This window comes from Octadecabacter antarcticus 307, from assembly GCF_000155675.2.
GTDB lineage: Bacteria > Pseudomonadota > Alphaproteobacteria > Rhodobacterales > Rhodobacteraceae > Octadecabacter > Octadecabacter antarcticus.
On record NC_020911.1, the window covers coordinates 2,948,327 to 2,963,860 of the forward strand.

18 protein-coding genes are annotated in these 15,534 nt (G+C 49.2%); 2 read left to right on the forward strand and 16 right to left on the reverse strand.

Annotated elements, in window-relative coordinates; all coding sequences use genetic code 11:
• Positions 1 to 51 precede the first annotated feature (51 nt).
• The 7 genes from OAN307_RS15010 to OAN307_RS15040 form a co-directional block, all read right to left on the reverse strand.
• Positions 52 to 477 (reverse strand): hypothetical protein, encoded by a 426-nt coding sequence (locus OAN307_RS15010; RefSeq protein ID WP_044043838.1) that lies wholly within the window; start codon positions 475 to 477, stop codon positions 52 to 54.
• Positions 478 to 479: 2 nt separating this feature from the next.
• Complete coding sequence (locus OAN307_RS15015; protein ID WP_015500497.1) at positions 480 to 1,814, reverse strand: FliI/YscN family ATPase; 1,335 nt, start codon at positions 1,812 to 1,814, stop codon at positions 480 to 482.
• The gene (locus OAN307_RS15020) at positions 1,814 to 2,707 is read right to left on the reverse strand and encodes a FliH/SctL family protein (protein ID WP_015500498.1); all 894 of its coding nucleotides are present in this window, start codon (positions 2,705 to 2,707) and stop codon (positions 1,814 to 1,816) included. The genes OAN307_RS15015 and OAN307_RS15020 overlap by 1 nt, the downstream gene beginning before the upstream one ends.
• Positions 2,707 to 3,747: a flagellar motor switch protein FliG gene (fliG, locus tag OAN307_RS15025; protein WP_015500499.1), complete on the reverse strand. Its 1,041-nt coding sequence runs from the start codon at positions 3,745 to 3,747 to the stop codon at positions 2,707 to 2,709. The genes OAN307_RS15020 and fliG overlap by 1 nt, the downstream gene beginning before the upstream one ends.
• 22 nt (positions 3,748 to 3,769) lie before the next feature.
• Positions 3,770 to 5,542: a flagellar basal-body MS-ring/collar protein FliF gene (gene fliF / locus OAN307_RS15030; protein WP_245540855.1), complete on the reverse strand. Its 1,773-nt coding sequence runs from the start codon at positions 5,540 to 5,542 to the stop codon at positions 3,770 to 3,772.
• A 140-nt stretch (positions 5,543 to 5,682) separates the two neighbouring features.
• The gene (fliE, locus tag OAN307_RS15035) at positions 5,683 to 6,024 is read right to left on the reverse strand and encodes a flagellar hook-basal body complex protein FliE (protein ID WP_015500501.1); all 342 of its coding nucleotides are present in this window, start codon (positions 6,022 to 6,024) and stop codon (positions 5,683 to 5,685) included.
• An 11-nt stretch (positions 6,025 to 6,035) separates the two neighbouring features.
• Entirely contained in the window at positions 6,036 to 7,238 is a 1,203-nt protein-coding gene (locus tag OAN307_RS15040) for a sigma 54-interacting transcriptional regulator (RefSeq protein WP_245540856.1), read from the reverse strand.
• A gap of 767 nt (positions 7,239 to 8,005) precedes the next feature.
• Here OAN307_RS15040 and OAN307_RS15045 point away from each other — a divergent pair.
• The gene (locus OAN307_RS15045; RefSeq protein ID WP_015500503.1) at positions 8,006 to 9,061 is read left to right on the forward strand and encodes a sigma 54-interacting transcriptional regulator; all 1,056 of its coding nucleotides are present in this window, start codon (positions 8,006 to 8,008) and stop codon (positions 9,059 to 9,061) included.
• Between the two features lie 9 nt (positions 9,062 to 9,070).
• Here OAN307_RS15045 and OAN307_RS15050 read toward each other — a convergent pair whose 3' ends face one another.
• The 4 genes from OAN307_RS15050 to OAN307_RS26615 all read right to left on the reverse strand — a co-directional run bounded on the left by OAN307_RS15050 (position 9,071) and on the right by OAN307_RS26615 (position 12,523).
• Entirely contained in the window at positions 9,071 to 9,472 is a 402-nt protein-coding gene (locus OAN307_RS15050) for a hypothetical protein (protein WP_015500504.1), read from the reverse strand.
• 24 nt (positions 9,473 to 9,496) lie between these two features.
• Positions 9,497 to 10,216 (reverse strand): sigma-70 family RNA polymerase sigma factor, encoded by a 720-nt coding sequence (locus OAN307_RS15055; protein ID WP_015500505.1) that lies wholly within the window; start codon positions 10,214 to 10,216, stop codon positions 9,497 to 9,499.
• Positions 10,217 to 10,229: 13 nt separating this feature from the next.
• Positions 10,230 to 11,018, reverse strand: coding sequence for an AAA family ATPase (locus tag OAN307_RS15060; protein ID WP_015500506.1), 789 nt, complete (start codon positions 11,016 to 11,018; stop codon positions 10,230 to 10,232).
• Positions 11,019 to 11,371: 353 nt separating this feature from the next.
• Positions 11,372 to 12,523 carry a flagellin N-terminal helical domain-containing protein gene (locus OAN307_RS26615; protein WP_015500507.1) on the reverse strand — a complete coding sequence of 384 codons (1,152 nt, stop codon included), beginning with the start codon at positions 12,521 to 12,523 and terminating at the stop codon, positions 11,372 to 11,374.
• 208 nt (positions 12,524 to 12,731) lie between these two features.
• Between OAN307_RS26615 and OAN307_RS15070 the strand changes: the two genes are divergently transcribed.
• Entirely contained in the window at positions 12,732 to 13,394 is a 663-nt protein-coding gene (locus OAN307_RS15070; RefSeq protein WP_015500508.1) for an SEL1-like repeat protein, read from the forward strand.
• 6 nt (positions 13,395 to 13,400) lie between these two features.
• Here the strand turns inward: OAN307_RS15070 and OAN307_RS15075 are convergent, their stop codons facing one another.
• The 5 genes from OAN307_RS15075 to OAN307_RS15095 are packed head-to-tail and all read right to left on the reverse strand — an operon-like array spanning position 13,401 to position 15,529.
• Positions 13,401 to 13,802 (reverse strand): hypothetical protein, encoded by a 402-nt coding sequence (locus OAN307_RS15075; RefSeq protein WP_015500509.1) that lies wholly within the window; start codon positions 13,800 to 13,802, stop codon positions 13,401 to 13,403.
• Positions 13,803 to 13,820: 18 nt separating this feature from the next.
• Positions 13,821 to 14,090 carry a hypothetical protein gene (locus OAN307_RS15080; RefSeq protein ID WP_015500510.1) on the reverse strand — a complete coding sequence of 90 codons (270 nt, stop codon included), beginning with the start codon at positions 14,088 to 14,090 and terminating at the stop codon, positions 13,821 to 13,823.
• A complete protein-coding gene (locus tag OAN307_RS15085) occupies positions 14,090 to 14,428 on the reverse strand; it encodes a flgM-like regulatory protein (RefSeq protein ID WP_015500511.1) in 339 nt (112 codons plus the stop codon). The genes OAN307_RS15080 and OAN307_RS15085 overlap by 1 nt, the downstream gene beginning before the upstream one ends.
• A gap of 50 nt (positions 14,429 to 14,478) precedes the next feature.
• Complete coding sequence (flgA, locus tag OAN307_RS15090; protein ID WP_245540857.1) at positions 14,479 to 15,201, reverse strand: flagellar basal body P-ring formation chaperone FlgA; 723 nt, start codon at positions 15,199 to 15,201, stop codon at positions 14,479 to 14,481.
• Positions 15,182 to 15,529: a type IV pilus assembly protein FimV gene (locus OAN307_RS15095; protein WP_015500513.1), complete on the reverse strand. Its 348-nt coding sequence runs from the start codon at positions 15,527 to 15,529 to the stop codon at positions 15,182 to 15,184. The genes flgA and OAN307_RS15095 overlap by 20 nt, the downstream gene beginning before the upstream one ends.
• Positions 15,530 to 15,534: the final 5 nt, after the last annotated feature.

The window sequence follows — 15,534 nt, forward strand, 5'->3', positions numbered from 1 at the left end:
TATGCAAGCACGATGCCAAGCTGGCCATCAGCTCGTTCGTAACTGGTCTTTTTATTTCTGAAGTCGCGAATTTGTGTGGATGAAATCCAGCGCCGCCTCAGCCCGCGCTTCGCGATCTTCGCGGCTTCGGCGTACGACTTCATCCGCCTTGTTGGACACAACCTGTTTCTTGTAACTCACGCGAGTAATCTCAGTTGTTAAATCACGTAGTTCTATCGTTAGAAAATCGAGTTTGTTTTGCAATAACTGGCTCTCGTCGATCAACCGCAGTTCATACCACCTATCACTCTGCAAACGACTTGCGCTGAAAGAGATCTCCGTGTCAAAATTATCCCTAAGCTTGTGAATGCGATCAACAAGATCCTTCAGTTGGTCGATATCTTTCTGGATGAAGCGCTGGCGCTTGATCAATTGTGGCAAGCGCGCCTTTTCTTTTAGCGCTATATTTTTGAGCATTTTTGCTTTGCGTTCAACCATATCTACTGGCCCACGATTACTGAAAGCTGTTTGGCGCTATGCGCCAGTTGCGCCTGCTCTTCAGGGCTTTGGTTTATATAGTCTACCAGCTTCGGCCAAACAGAAACCGCTTGATCTAGGTCAAGGTCCTGTCCGGCAACATAGCCGCCCATCAACATCAAATCTCTATTTTCGTTATATAAAGACACAAAGCGCTTAAACTTCCGCGCCGCCTTTTGTTGTTGCGATGGGACGATGTCGTTCATCACGCGACTGATGGATGCAGGGATATCGATTGCAGGGTATATGCCCATCTGCGCGATAGAGCGGCTTAGCACGATGTGACCATCAAGGATTGCCCTCGCGGTATCTACGACTGGATCGTTACTGTCATCACCGTCAGCTAAAACAGTGTAAATCCCAGTAATTGAGCCAAAGTTTGGCCCTACGCCCATACCGGCACGCTCAATCAAGGCTGGAATCATTGAAATAACTGAGGCTGGGTAACCCTTAGATGTAGGAGCTTCGCCAAGGGCGAGGCCAATTTCCCGCTGCGCATGGGCAATACGTGTCAGGGAATCCATAATCAGCAAAACGTTTTTCCCTTGATCGCGAAAGTGTTCCGCCAAAGCAGTTGCTCGCCGCGCCCCTCGGATACGCAGCAGAGGAGACCGGTCGGCAGGCACAGCCACGATACTTACCTTGCCGTGCGGCTCAGAACCCATAATTGCACGTACCATCTCCCCCACTTCGCGTGCACGCTCCCCAATCAGCCCTATCACGACAACATCCGCAGAGGCATAACGCGCCATCATCCCTAAAAGCACTGATTTACCAACGCCGGACCCTGCAATAATCCCAATGCGCTGACCATACCCAATGGTTAGCAGTCCGTTCACTGCGCGGACACCCACATCCAGAGGCCCAGGGATTATCCCCCGAGCAAGAGGGTTGAGTAACTTGCCGTTCAGCGGCGTCTTAGCAGCACCTTCTGGAATAGGGCTGTCATCCAAAGGTAGGCCAAGCCCATCGACTACCCGACCCAAATAGGCATCCCCGACATCGACCATGGTTCCTTGATCCATCAAGGATACTGGGGCTCCGGCTTGTACCGCTGCACCAGATTGATAGAGGACTAACTTATTGCGGCCCTCACTATAGCCGATCACCTCCCCCAGAACGGTACTGCCACCCGCAGTTTCAACCGAGCAGACAGAGCCAACAGATACAGGAAACCCATCGCACTCTAGCAGTAGGCCATCATATTGGATCACCCGACCTCTTAGTGCGGGCTCCTGCCCCAACAGCGCGCGGTCCTGTTGTAGTGGACGTGTGATTTTCGCTGTTAGGTTGATCATTACAGCACCTCCGGGGTGTCTTCGCTGAAGAAGTGGCGTGCCCTATCACGCAAGAGATCAGTCACCTCGGCTCCTCCTATTCGCACACGGGCATCTCCGCGCAGCATCGCTGGTTCACCCTGCAGGTTGATCAGCTGTGGGTTTGGTTGGTCTTCAAGGAATTTCTGTAAAAGCGGCACATCATCGGGCGAGACATAGACTTCCCGTTTACCAATAAGGTGCGAAAGGTTGTTCAACAACGAATCCAAACGCATCAGGAGCGGCTCTGGCATATCGGCCAGCTCTATGCCGATCCTATCTGATGCTAAGGACAGCACCGCATTTTTGATACTGTGGGTGACTATATCCATGTCGATTACTTTATCAGAACTGAGAGACGACATCAGTTGTTGCAGCTGCGTATACTGAGCGGCCAGCTCGGCCTCTCTTTCGTTTGCTGTCATAGCCTTCCCCGCCGAAAGCCCCTCTGCGTAGGCGTCTTCGCGAATGCGTTTAATCATCGCCTCGTCAATGGCAGGCTCTACTGGGCAAGCAGGCTTTGGCTCAAGAAAATCCTCAGTCACAGGGCTTTCAAACGCCTTATGGGCTTCCTGCACCGCCTGTGTCGGTGGTGCCTCTTGCATGGGGTTTTCCGCATCAGCTGTTGGTAGATCCTGCTTTCCTGGGGCACGCAGTTCTTCAGTAGAATCCTCAATCTGTTTGAGTTCCAGTGGGATTTGAACGGCTATCTCTTTCCACGACAGGCGGCGAAACGGTGCAACCTGTGGCTGGAGCACATTATGATCTCGCGCAAATTCAGGGTTCTTGGTGCGGGCCAAAGCACTTGTTAAATCTGCTAGCATAGGGTCCACGACATCACCTGATGAGTCCGGATGAAGATGTTTATCATCCATCAGACCATCTCATCCCCACCGCGGCCAGCGAGAACGATTGTGCCTTCATCCGACATTTTGCGCGCTATTTCGATAATAATCTTCTGTGCGGCTTGTACCTCTGTCAGACGTACAGGGCCCAGCACTTCCATCTCGTCCTTGATATTGGCTGAGGCGCGCGTTGACATGCAACCAAACAGCTTAGCCTGAAGTTCCTCCGGCGCGCCTTTAAGTGCCATGATAAGGTTTTCAGTATCAAGTGAGCGCAGCAAAGTCTGCAATGAGCGATCATCAGACATGCCTAGGTTGTCAAAAGTAAACATATTGTCTTGGATAGACTGCATGAGATCCCTATCGTAGCGCTTGATAGCACCCAAGATGCGTTTTTCAGTGTTGGCCTTCGTAAAGTTCATAATCTTGGCCGCTGCCTTCACCCCGCCCACCTTGGTGGAACGTAGGCTAGTGTTTGCCTTGAACTTCATTTGCATGACTTTCTCCAACTCCCGCAGTGCCTCTGGGTCGACAGTTTCGAGGGTTGCGATTCGCTGGATGATCTCGGGCTGGTGTTCATCTGTCATTAGGTTCAACACATCGGACGCTAGACCGTAATCGAGATAGGAAATGATCAGTGCGATAATCTGAGGGTGTTCGTCGTGTAACAATTCGGCGATTGAGCGTGCGTCCATCCAGTCGAGAATCTCGATTGGCCGTTCGCTGCTTGCGGGGGTGATGCGGCTCAGGACTGATTGCGCTTTGTCCTCACCCAAGGCACGGTTCAGCACATTTCGAATATAGTTGCCAGCGCCTAGTCCAAGGCTTGTCTGTTTTTTGATAATGGCAAGAAATTCATCTAATACCGCATTTACAGTTTCTTGATCTGTGTTTCGGACGGAATACATCGCGCCACCAAGATGCTGAACTTCCCGAGGAGAGAGGTTTTTCAGTATTTCAGCAGCCTCCTCCTCACCCAGTAGCATCATTAAGATTGCAGATTTCTGTGTGCCCGTCAGACGCTCTGTGATTTCAGAGGCTGAAATCACTGCATTAACTGTATCCTCCATTATACTCTTCCCTCATTTTGGATCATCCGATCTTATCCATATCGTCTTCCATAAACGCTTTGAAAACGTTGGATACGCGGCCAGCCTCGTCGCTCACAATCATTCGGATCAGAGCCACTTTGTCATCATAACTGTTAGCCGTATCCAGCATCTCGGCAGAGATCGTGGTCTTCTTTGGTTTCAGTTTGGCTTTGATATCTTCAAGCGTCTGGCCCTCTTCCATCTCGATTACATCCATGTCGGTGAGCACACCACCTCCCGCGGTGCCGGTATTGCCGGGCATCATCATCCCTTCGCCCGGTGCAGAAAGGAACTGCATCAGCAGCGGCTTGATCAACCCCAACGTGACCACTGCCAACACCATGACCATTAGCACATTGCGCACCGCTTCACGCACCCACGGGTCCTCGTACCACAAGAAGTCGGTGTTTTCACTCATGGAGGAGAACACTGCCTCAGTCGAGATGAACGGCAGGCTGGAGACGATAAGTGTATCACCGCGGCTTTCGTCTATCCCCACGGTTCTAGAGACCAGCCCCCTCACATCATCAATCCAGGCCGGGTCAAACCCAACCTGAGGTGGAATTGAGTCCTCTGCATCAAGGCCTTCCACCGCAGACGGCTGTTCTCGCAGCAACACCGCAACTTGCACAGAAACGATCTGCGCCATGGGGCTGCTCTGAGCCGTTATGCTACGGCTGATTTCATAATTACGCAGGCTGTTGGTGGAGCGCACACGTGACTCCTCGCTCGCAAGGCCCTGACCGTTACCGTCAGCAGGTGGCGCAGCACCGTCAGCAGGTGGCGCAGCACCGTCAGCAGGTGGCGCAGCACCGTCAGCAGGTGGCGCAGCACCGTCAGCAGGTGGCGCAGCACCGTCAGCAGGTGGCGCACCGTCTAACTCAGGACGCGGCGGTGGGGTATTGGCCACAGCACCAGGAATGCCCCCCATCTGTGCGATGACATCCTCTTCCAATGCGACCTGCTCACTTAAGAGAGCGCGGCCAGGTATAACCAGATCTTCGGTCCGCTCAGTCTGAGTGAAGTCAATATCAAGCGAGACTTGCGCTGACACGTTTCCGGGCCCAACAATAGGTGTCAGGAGATTTTCAACCCGAGCGCGGTAAATTTCTTCCAACCGCAGGCGATACTCCAACTGTCGGTCAGCAAGATCGGTCGCGGGGTCGTCTACAGTATCCGATAACAGCCGACCGTTCTGGTCAACCACAGTAACGCTTGTCCTGGGCAGGTTTGCGACGGAAGACGACACCAGGTTGACAATCGCCATCACTTGCTGCTCGCTTAAGCTGCGTCCCGCCTGAACCTGTAGAAAGACAGAAGCTGTCGGGTTTTGCGCATTGCGCGCAAAAGCTGAGCGTTCAGGAATAGCAAGATGCACGCGAGAGGCAGATATAACGTTGATTTCATTGATGGATCGGGCAAGCTCTATCTCCTGACTTTGCTTCAATCGCATGTTCTCAACTGAGCGGCTGGTCCCCATAGGCATATCGCTTAGCACGCTGTAACCATCGGGCATGGATTGGGGCAGCCCCTGCGCGGCAAGGGACATGCGAGAGCTGTGGTAGTCAGCGACCGGCACGGTAATATCACCCGTTGTGGAGTCTATCTGTACGTCCATGCCGTTGTTGCGGAGGGCGTCCATCACGGCGGCCTTTTCAGCCTCCGGTAAAGAAGCGAAGAGAGTTGTGCGTTGCGGGGCTTGTAGTAGCAGATACAAGATAAGACCAAGAACCACGAGGAAAGCAGCCGCAACGGCGGGAAACGCTCGCTGCACGGCCGGCTGCATATAGAATGACCGGGCATCCTGCATTGTGCGTGAGGCAAGGGGTATCATCCCGTTCCGAGATGAAGTCGCGACCGAGCCTGTAGAGCTATCTATCATGTCTTGCTCTCAATTAGCATAGTTTACTCTGCCTATACCGGCATATTCATGATGTCTCTATAGGCAGATAATGCCTTATTTCGGACGTTGAGTGTCAGCTGGAACCCGAGGGAAGAGACCTGCTGGGCGACCATAACCTTGGTAAGGTCAGTCTCCTTGCCAGTCTCATAATCTTTTACAAGCTGTGCGGCATCCCCTTGAGCGCGCGCAACGGAGTCGAGGCTATCGCGCATGCGGTCACCAAAGCTAGGACCCTCATCACGAGGTCCGAGTATTGCCCCACCAGCAGCCTGCTCTGTCATCTCCTTGGCCCGATTGATTGCATCGGTCGCGTTTATGGACGAGATAGAATTAATCTGGTCTAGAACTTTCATGTCAGAACCTCCTATAGGACTGGCCGCGCGGTTGACGCGGGCACATCTAATGTTTGTGATTGCGTGTTCAGTGTTGCTAGCTGGTCAATCATGATGCTATCGGATGTAATTATCGAGCTGGATTTCAGTACCAACGCACGCTGGATTACATTCTCAAGTTCACGAACATTACCAGGCCAAGAATGCGCTTGAAGTGCGTCAACAGCGCAATTTGATAACATGGGTATCTCCGTCACATTCTTGACGTGACGCATGATTAGTTCCTGTGCGATGGGCTTGATATCTTCAGGGCGGTCACACAACGCTTGGGTTCCTATTGGAAACACGTTGAGGCGGTAGAATAGATCATCTCGGAACCGACCAGCCCGACATTCCGTGGCCATATCCCGGTTAGAGGTAGCTAATATACGCACATCAACCTTGATCGACTTCGTGCCGCCGACGGGAGTCACAGTCAGCTCCTGAATGGCGCGCAACAGCTTTGCTTGAAGCTGAAGCGACATCTCAGAAATCTCATCAAGCAAAAGCGTGCCGCCATCCGCAGCTCGGATTACACCAACGTTTGTAGTTGAGGCACCAGTGAAGGCGCCCTTTTCATGGCCAAACATCATTGCTTCAAGCATATTGTCCGGAATGGCCGCGCAGTTGATTGCTATGAATGCCTTCTCTTGACGCGGGGACTGGTCATGCATGAAACGCGCCATGATTTCCTTACCACTACCGGTTGGGCCGTTGATGAAAACACTCACATCAGAATTAGCTACCCGCGCCGCCAGTTCGTATAGCCTCTTTGATGCGTCACTACGAACAAGAGCACGTCCAGTACCATGAAGAAGCGTGGCAATAAACTGAATAGCTTCACTCTCAGGCATACCCCCTGGAAGAGACATAATTACAATGCGCCCACTGAGTACTGCCTCAACCCTGTAGGCAGTGGCGTTCAGATCTACTATCAATACTGATTTAGCGCCTACTGCTTTTGCAGCTTCAACCACACCTGACTGCCCTCCAAGGTCAGCAGCGCGCTGCGAAGACAGGACTAGAAAATCCGTAGTGCATTTGACGCTTTGGGTGCAGTTCGAGAACGTTGCAGCAGCAACATCATGGCTTGTCAGGCGTTCAAGCAGGCCATCACCTAAACCGAAGGTAACCTCATCAATAATCGCTCTGTGCGTACTTTTTATCATACAATAATAAGGCAATATTGGTGCCAACTTTATGAAATCTATGATTATTACACCTGAAGGTTAACAAACTAAGGAAAAATTGGAATTAATTTTCTGTAAATTTCTCTATCTGATTGAGAACTTGCTGAGGTGAGTGTAGGAATTTCAATCAGCAGTTAAGGTAGATCTTTCGCTCAGATAAGTCATGGCTCCACCGAACGTTCAAACGAGTATTCATCTTGGCCAAGGCCCTTTTGTACCCAATTAAGATTAGCCTTATGAGTGCGTTGGCGGGCTCGGCGAGCTTTCGCATGAGCTCATTTATGGTGAATTATTCTAGCTTAGCAGTTTTTACATTGGTCTTGAATTTGTACCTTATGGCCACTCGCCGGATTGACGTGTCATCGGCACTAGACCTGTCAAACTGGCTAGTTTATTTTCCATCTATATTCTCAATTTCAGGTAGCGCTTTTGAAATGGTGAGCACATAGGCCGCGCTGATATGTTAAGAGTTGAGTGCACCAGCATGATGATGCAAGGTAGACGTCATGCGTCTACCTTGCAATCCGGTGAACTTGACACAAAACGTGGGTTGTGAAACGAGTGATCAAATATTGGAGTTTAGTAGTTTGACCGCTGTAGTCAGCGTATAATCTTCTGGACAAAAATTTTTTGCCGCAAATTGAGGGTTTTATTGGAACTGTCTTTTTACTTCACACACACCATCCACCACTCTAAGCTAGGCAACTTCAACAAATGGCAGAAATAAGTATTAGATTCACTCTAAGCTCGCGATCATCAGACAATTATTTATCATGTTGATATCTGGAACGTCACAGTGTGTTCAGACACTTCTGACTGACATCAAGAGCGCAGCTCCCTACAATGTAAACGTTCTTGCCATTGGGCCAACTGGTTCCGGCAAAGAGCTTGTAGCACAGACCCTGCACGACTATTCTAACCGGCGTGGTAAATTGGTAAGCGTGAATTGCGCCGCGATCCCACGTGACCTTTTGGAGGCAGAACTTTTCGGGCACGAAAAAGGCGCATTCACTGGTGCTGCCTCGCGGCGGATTGGTCGCTTCGAAGAAGCCGATGGAGGCACCTTGTTTCTCGATGAAATAGGTGATATGCCATTGGAACTTCAGGGTAAATTGTTACGCATCATCGAAAATAAGACAGTAAGTCGCATCGGCTCAAACAAGGAACAGATTGTCAATTTTCGGCTGGTGTGCGCCACAAATCAGAATGTTCAGGACAAGGTCAGAAAAGGTGAATTTCGCGAAGACCTTATGTTTCGGATATCAGTTATCGTGCTGAATGTCCCCCCATTACGTGACCGCATGGATGACCTGCCCGACTTGATCCGCTCCATATCCAATCAGCTTGAAGTGGATGGCTCGGGTCTCACTCCGCCCCCAGTCAGCGAGGATGGGTTGGCGGCAATGATGGCTTACCATTGGCCTGGTAACATCCGCGAGTTAAAGAACTTTTTCCAGCGCGCTGCTATCTTGTCGAAAGGTGTATCTATAGACAGCAATGTTGTGCGAAAACTGCTCCCAACTGAAATTGACAGAACTGTTGAATTAACGGCGTTCCAGGGCGCGATTGGTCAGATTTATGACACTCATAGTGACGCCAAAACGCCAGCCAGGGAACACGAGCGCTCCATCCAAAATCTACTTGAGAAGAACAATGTGTTTTGTCTGAAAAGCCATTTGGACGATCAAGAGGCACAGTTCATTAGAACAACGCTGCGCATAGAAAAAAATAATACTGCCAGTGCAGCTAACCGCTTGGCGTTAAAACGCACTACTTTGATCGCTAAAATGACAAAATATGGAATAAAGCCTCAATCAGAGAAAGGTTGAACGTGCTAGCTACAATACTGGGATGATCCACGACAGGTCTGAAATCATTCTGCAATTCTGCGAATGAGCGACAAGGTAACCTTCCGACGTAACCGCAAGGCTGTCCTGTAATGCAAGGAGCATCGTTACGGGTCGAGGAGGTCGGTGTTTTATGAAATTTAAAATTAGATTGAACTGCTCAACGGAGAGAGATGCCTGTGCCTGCATAACTGGTCGGCTTTTCTCGATTTCAACTGCACCAATAGCACCTACATGGTCATAATCCCTTGACTTCAAAGTCAGGACCATGTTGCCCCTAGCGATGTTCATTAGGCCACCATGGATAACGAGGTTCGGGACAGCATCCTGGCCAGTCAGAGAGATTTCGGCAGATTGGACTGACACTTGGATAACGTTGATTTTCTCATCCATCAAAGAAACCCTGTGCCTCACATTTCAAGGTGCCTCCATTTCGCCAACGAAGTCTACTAGGCTCGGCTGCATCTTCTTGAATGCCGCTGATTTCAGCTGTGAAACACGACCAGGAGTAACCTCTAGTACAGCGGCGATTTCATATAAATTAAGCTCTTCAACATAGTAAAGTTGCAGCACTAAGGCCTCCCGCTTAGGGAGGCTTACGAGCGCAGCCAGTAACGCATCCTTCAATCGGCCTCGATCCACTAAATGTTCGGTAGTAGGTTCGTTTGATGAAAACCACAATGAATGTTCGTCGTACTCATCCTGAAGTGAATTGTGGTAGCTACTATTGACATTTTGCGCCCATTTACTCAGTTCTTGAAGCGACATAGACAGTGCTTCAGCCAATTCCGGCTGGGTTGGTTCGCGCCCCAACTTCTGGGATAAACTAGCCAGAGCCGCCTTGACGGCTTTGCTTGTCAAAATTGCCTTGCGACCAAGATTAGTATTCTTGCGTAAGTAATCGTAAATGGCGCCTCGAATCCGGAGAACGGCATAACTCTCAAACGACACACCTTCTTGTCGCGTATAACGTTGCGCGGCCTCTATCAGCCCTATCAAGCCGACTTGCAAAAGGTCTTCTATTTCTACAATTGAACGCATACGACCATGAATATGATGAGATACACGACGCACCAAACCTTTATGCTCCCGCACTACTTTTTCGATATCCAGCTTGGTAGTGGGGTAATTTTTCATCAAGGGACGTTACCTATACGCTGAAAGCCTGAGGTATTATCGAGTCAGTTGTTCCGAATACGGGCGACATCACAAGTAGTGATTTCAGGATCGTGTCCATCTTGTCAGCGATCCGGGCTTTCGACGCAACTCCTGACACGGTACCTCCATGAATTGATGATGAAACGATATCCTGCATCCAAGTAACATGGCCCTTGTAGGATATCTCAACGGGTAAAAAGCTGGTGACCGTGCGGCTAAAATTGTTAAAAATTAAGTCTGCCTGTTTGGCTGACTTAGCAATATTCACAATTGCTGCAAAACTGGTCAATTGCCTATCTAAATAGGCACTTTTAATCAGAGCGTAAGCATCAACAAAACTAGTGGCCTGCCCAAGAAGTACGATTAGCATATGATCTGAAACGGACAGGGTGTCCAGCACCCCCACCCCTGAACCGGCGGGTGTATCAACAACGATGTAGTCAAAGCCATGTGCATCTGACTTCAAAACAGTAAGCAAATTTGTGAGCCGATCATTATTGGTCTCTACTAAGAAATTGGGCGCAGTGCGACCAGCCAGAAAGGAAAGACCATTGTCCAGAATGTGTACTGCTTCGGGCCAATCATACCTGCCTTCGAGCACATCAATAAGGTCTAAGCTTGGCTGTGAGTTTAGCAGAACATGGCAGTTTGCCATTAACAGGTCAGAGTCAACAAGCAGCGTTGGGCCATAGGCATCCTGAAGTCGCAGTGACATGTTCACTGCCATTGATGTTTTGCCTACACCACCTTTTCCACTCGCTACTGAAATTATTGTTGGCATCAAATTCCCACTTTCCATATATAGCAATGCACAAATAGGGCCAACTTGATGCTTATTAGATCATTTTCTGCAATACGAAGAAGTTTATGTTCAAACAAGAAGCCTTACAGTTATTCATATTAGACGCTGTATATATGGAATGAACGCAAACTTTGTTGAACATTTACAATACCTTGCTTAGCGGCAGCATCACTATGGATAAACACATGATTTACCTAAACTAGTGATTTTCTGGCTTTCCCAGACTGACAAATAGGTCTTTCAAAACTTAAATTAGTTTGGCAGATGAGCATGCCTTTGCAAATAACACAGGCCCAAGAAGTTATGGGCCTGTGTTTCACGTATTGGTTGGCTTAGCCTTGAAGAAGGCTCAGCACGTTTTGCTTGGACGCATTCGCCTGTGCCAACATCGCGGTGGATGCCTGCTGTAGTATCTGCGACTTGGCAAGTGAAGTGCTTTCAGCCGCGAAGTCGGCGTCTTCGATACGACCACGGCCACCTTCCAGCTGGATAGAAATGCTGGTCAAGTTGCTGACGGTATTGTCAAGACGGTTGGAAGTTGAACCAAGTTCAGCACGCTGCGTGTTTACGGTAGCAATTGCAGCGTCCATAAGGTCGATTGCAGCAGTCGCGAGATCACGGGTGCTAATGTCAAAATCGTCAGTTGCGTCGGTGGTTGTGAATGTCAATTTACCCGAACCATCATCTACAACAGTCAAATTATCTATGCCAGCAGCATCAATCGCTGATTTGACTGCAGCTGCGTGACCAGCATCTGTAGCACTTGCTGCGACCAGTGAAGTGACCACTGTTGTTCCATTAATTGTAACTGAAAAATCAGAGTCAACTTCAGTTCCTGATGCTTTACTCATGGTGAGTTCGTTTGTTGAGACGACACCACCACCTGTGGTTGCGGTTGCAGCTGCCACTGCATCTGGGTCGACACCGGTCCCAGCTGCCACAACGGTACTTGCACCCAATGCAGACGTGGTCATCGCACCAATTTTGACAGTAATTGTATCAACATCACCTGTATTTGCACCAACCTGCAGATTAAACGCACCATCCGCGTCCGTTCCTCCGATCCCTGATAGCAAATCTTGACCAGCCCAGGTTGTCGCGCCGGCAATGCGGTCAATTTCTGTTGATAAAGCTTTGAACTCAGCTTGCAGATTAGTACGGTCGCTGCTGTCATTCGTGTCGTTCGAAGACTGCACAGCAAGTTCGCGCATGCGCTGCAGGATATTTTCGACTTCTTTGTGGGCACCTTCTGCGGTGTCGATCAGCGCTTGCCCATCCTGGGCGTTGCGGATCGCCTGATTGGTGCCACGAATTTCTGAAGAAAGGCGTGATGCAATTGCAACGCCAGCTGCATCATCGGAGGCAGAGTTGATGCGCTTGCCGGTGGACAAACGCTCCATTGACGTTTCCATGTCTTTATTGACACTGGTCGCTGAAGCTGCAGCCATCAGAGCTGCAGTATTTGTAGCAATCGAAAGTGACATTTTGTCTCTCCTGTTATCCAGTTATAAGAACCCTTCCTTTCGGTCGAATTCTCAACCACCCAAGGCGCAAATTACGCTATGTGGCATATTTTAATAAACGGCCATCGTAAGTCACTTTTTAGAAAAAAAACAAGATATTTATCCCAGTTTTAATTGCCGCATTCAATAGATATGACTATAATTTCCTTAACGCAGGGATTTAGAACTCATGACTAAGAAGCTAGAAGTGAAACCGATGGGGGTCCTGTACGGGGTTACGGTTGTCGGGATATATGCGGCATTACTAGCTCTCGGAACTAGTCTTGCCGCGGACAACACAGATGATGCGCAAGATGGTTTTCATGAAGCTGTCAATGCCGTGAAGGACAAGGATTTTGCCCTTGCAACAGATTTGTTTTCAGTACTTGCAGAGCAAGATGACCATGACGCACAGTTCAACCTCGCTATTTTGCTCCAGTCCGGCCAAGGCATGCCACAAAACTTCACGCTTGCACTTGAATGGGCCTTTATGGCAAAACTCGGCGGTGTTGAGCCCGCCGTAGACTTGTCAGAAACGCTGATGGGAAAAGTACTTCCCAGTACGCAGACGGAGGTCGCTATGCGGATTGACGAACATCTTCAAGAAAGGTTGGCTGGAGGAGAGCGTGCTGCTATTATGCAATATGTGGCGTTCAATCGCACAAAATATGCAAATCCTGATCTAGAGACGGCCTATATCTGGTCCTTGATAGGTGCTGCGCTGAGTGTCAACGGAGCAGCCGAGGTTCGCGATGAAATCGAAGGCAATCTAGAAACACGTGTAATTTTGCCTGCACAAGACGCTGCGCGGAAGATGTTTTCAGAACAAAATATGGTAACGTTGTTTCAGTAAATCTTTTTAGTTCTTGCGGTAGCTGATCGCAGCGACTTTTTTCTCATCATCAGTCAAGCGAAACAATTTTGCTGTGTCCTCAATGCTGGATCCGTCTTGCAAAGCTACTTGGAAGGCTTTGATGTTAAGGTCCTCGCTTGTAGGGGTTGCTTCATTAGGAATCAGTGGATTTTTCTCAATTAGAGAGGTTAGTTCAGGCACTTTCGAAGAAGGATTTGAAACCGAAGGCTGGGCAGGACGTTCTGATACGAAGCGGAGATCAGTAAGCCTGACTTTCAGCCAAGTTATCTGTTGCTGTGCCCGCTTAATACGCAGCAATAGCCATATCCCAAGCAGGAAATTCAGGATTAGTATGGTCAGTATCGGGTCTAACTCTGAAATCCAAATGTGAGCGTCTTCAAGCGTCAATATTTTATCCAATAAGTGTCAATATTTAGTCGCACCTTGAAGGGCACTTTGGGTAGCAACCGGCAACCTTAGTTCCGCGCATTTTTTTGCAAAAACAAGCTCTTGCGAAAGCCTTTTGTAAACATCTACTGCACCAATCAAAACATCAGGATCAGATTCATTAACTTTTTTTAATTGATCTAAAAGTTTTTTTGACGCGTCTAGAAAAGCCTCTGGTTCCCCGCGAGAGGTTTCAAGCCTGTCAAGTGCCAAAGTTAATTCAAGGAGTGCATCAGGCGTGTTTGGCATCAGCGTAGCACGTCAAAAGCCGCTGCCAGGGTTTGAGCGACTTTATCCAGATCAATCGGATAATCATTTAAACTGATTGACTCACGAATACGATCTACCGCTTCAATATCAACTGGGGGTGGTAAGTTTTTCATAGAATCAAGCACCTCTGTCGCAGCAGAGTTTACTTCAATCGCAGGGCGATCGACAGAGGAGACTGGATTGACTGGCGCCGCCGTGCCAAGAGCAGCGCTATCTACCACGTTACCATGGGACAGGCTCACTGTGGCGATTGGGTTTAATTCTGGTACTTTAGTACCTGTGATCGTACCAGTAAGATTTTGTGAAACATCAACCATTTTGCATTCTCCATTTGCTACTTTATGTAACGGCGCTTCAATGTTGTACTTTAGAACAAAACTTGAATTATTCCGCCAGGACCGATGTGGCCAATCAACTCTCGGCCACTGCTCCTGTTCTCTATTCTAATTTTATCACCAATTTGTCCAGATTCCAATGCTACACCAAAGGTTTCAATTTCGGTCCCACCACGTACCACACGCAAGGAGACCACGTCACCAAGATCAACAGCCCAATCACGCTCTAAATGGCGAGGCATAACTGGTACGCGAGGGGAAAGAGACTGCACCAAAACCCGGCCAACAACGTCCTCTAGTGCGTTGTAAACGCTACTGGAACTCAGGGGGGCAATGGGACGTAATTCCAGATCCTCCACTTGAATACGGTCACCGCCACGCAAGGGACGGCGCAGAAAAACAGCCTGTGTAGTGTACCCCTGCGATGCTTCTGGTATGAGGGCGATAGCGCCTTGCACTTGGGCGCGGACTAAAATTGACCATGTTACTGGGGAAGGGCAGCGCACTGTAACACTGCGCCAGCCACCAAAGGCAGGCTCTACCTCTAGTGGGGCGTCACATGCATAAAATTTCTTTTCCGGCATAACGTTTGGTGCAGAAACCTCACCAGCATTGGCAAGTCGTTCGATAACCACATCCTGAACCTCTTGTCCGGTTACAACGCGCGCAGCCGCTTGCTCCTGCGCAATCAGCGCAAATGGAACCATAATCAGAATAAGGAGTAGTTGTATCATATCAGAAGAAATAAATGTCATCGGACTGGGGCAGTTCAACGTCATGCTGCCGCAAGATTAGTGTTTGTCCTGCAATCATCAAATTTGCGTTTCCCTGTCTAAAAGCTTGCTGGTTATCTGCCACGACCTGCTCAATTGAGTGCTGCGTATCCCCTAACACACCATAGTGTTGCCGCAAAACGCCAAGAAGAGTTTCGCCACGTGTGATGACATGACGAATTCCCTGCCCCTCAGAGTTCGCCTCTGGGCTGTTTGTCGTATACAAAAACACCATAGGCTCTCCTGCTTGCGCAACCATCGGCAAAATGGGTATAGCGGCAAGTAAAAGGATAATGCATGAAAATCGCATGAGTG

Coding starts and splice junctions, on each gene's coding strand:
- OAN307_RS15010 (WP_044043838.1), bottom strand. CDS start 477: ATGGTTGAACGCAAAGCAAAAATGCTCAAAAATATAGCGCTAAAAGAA.
- OAN307_RS15015 (WP_015500497.1), bottom strand. CDS start 1,814: ATGATCAACCTAACAGCGAAAATCACACGTCCACTACAACAGGACCGC.
- OAN307_RS15020 (WP_015500498.1), bottom strand. CDS start 2,707: ATGGATGATAAACATCTTCATCCGGACTCATCAGGTGATGTCGTGGAC.
- fliG (WP_015500499.1), bottom strand. CDS start 3,747: ATGGAGGATACAGTTAATGCAGTGATTTCAGCCTCTGAAATCACAGAG.
- fliE (WP_015500501.1), bottom strand. CDS start 6,024: ATGAAAGTTCTAGACCAGATTAATTCTATCTCGTCCATAAACGCGACC.
- OAN307_RS15045 (WP_015500503.1), top strand. CDS start 8,006: ATGTTGATATCTGGAACGTCACAGTGTGTTCAGACACTTCTGACTGAC.
- OAN307_RS15050 (WP_015500504.1), bottom strand. CDS start 9,472: ATGGATGAGAAAATCAACGTTATCCAAGTGTCAGTCCAATCTGCCGAA.
- OAN307_RS15055 (WP_015500505.1), bottom strand. CDS start 10,216: ATGAAAAATTACCCCACTACCAAGCTGGATATCGAAAAAGTAGTGCGG.
- OAN307_RS15060 (WP_015500506.1), bottom strand. CDS start 11,018: ATGCCAACAATAATTTCAGTAGCGAGTGGAAAAGGTGGTGTAGGCAAA.
- OAN307_RS26615 (WP_015500507.1), bottom strand. CDS start 12,523: ATGTCACTTTCGATTGCTACAAATACTGCAGCTCTGATGGCTGCAGCT.
- OAN307_RS15070 (WP_015500508.1), top strand. CDS start 12,732: ATGACTAAGAAGCTAGAAGTGAAACCGATGGGGGTCCTGTACGGGGTT.
- OAN307_RS15080 (WP_015500510.1), bottom strand. CDS start 14,090: ATGCCAAACACGCCTGATGCACTCCTTGAATTAACTTTGGCACTTGAC.
- OAN307_RS15085 (WP_015500511.1), bottom strand. CDS start 14,428: ATGGTTGATGTTTCACAAAATCTTACTGGTACGATCACAGGTACTAAA.
- flgA (WP_245540857.1), bottom strand. CDS start 15,201: ATGACATTTATTTCTTCTGATATGATACAACTACTCCTTATTCTGATT.
- OAN307_RS15095 (WP_015500513.1), bottom strand. CDS start 15,529: ATGCGATTTTCATGCATTATCCTTTTACTTGCCGCTATACCCATTTTG.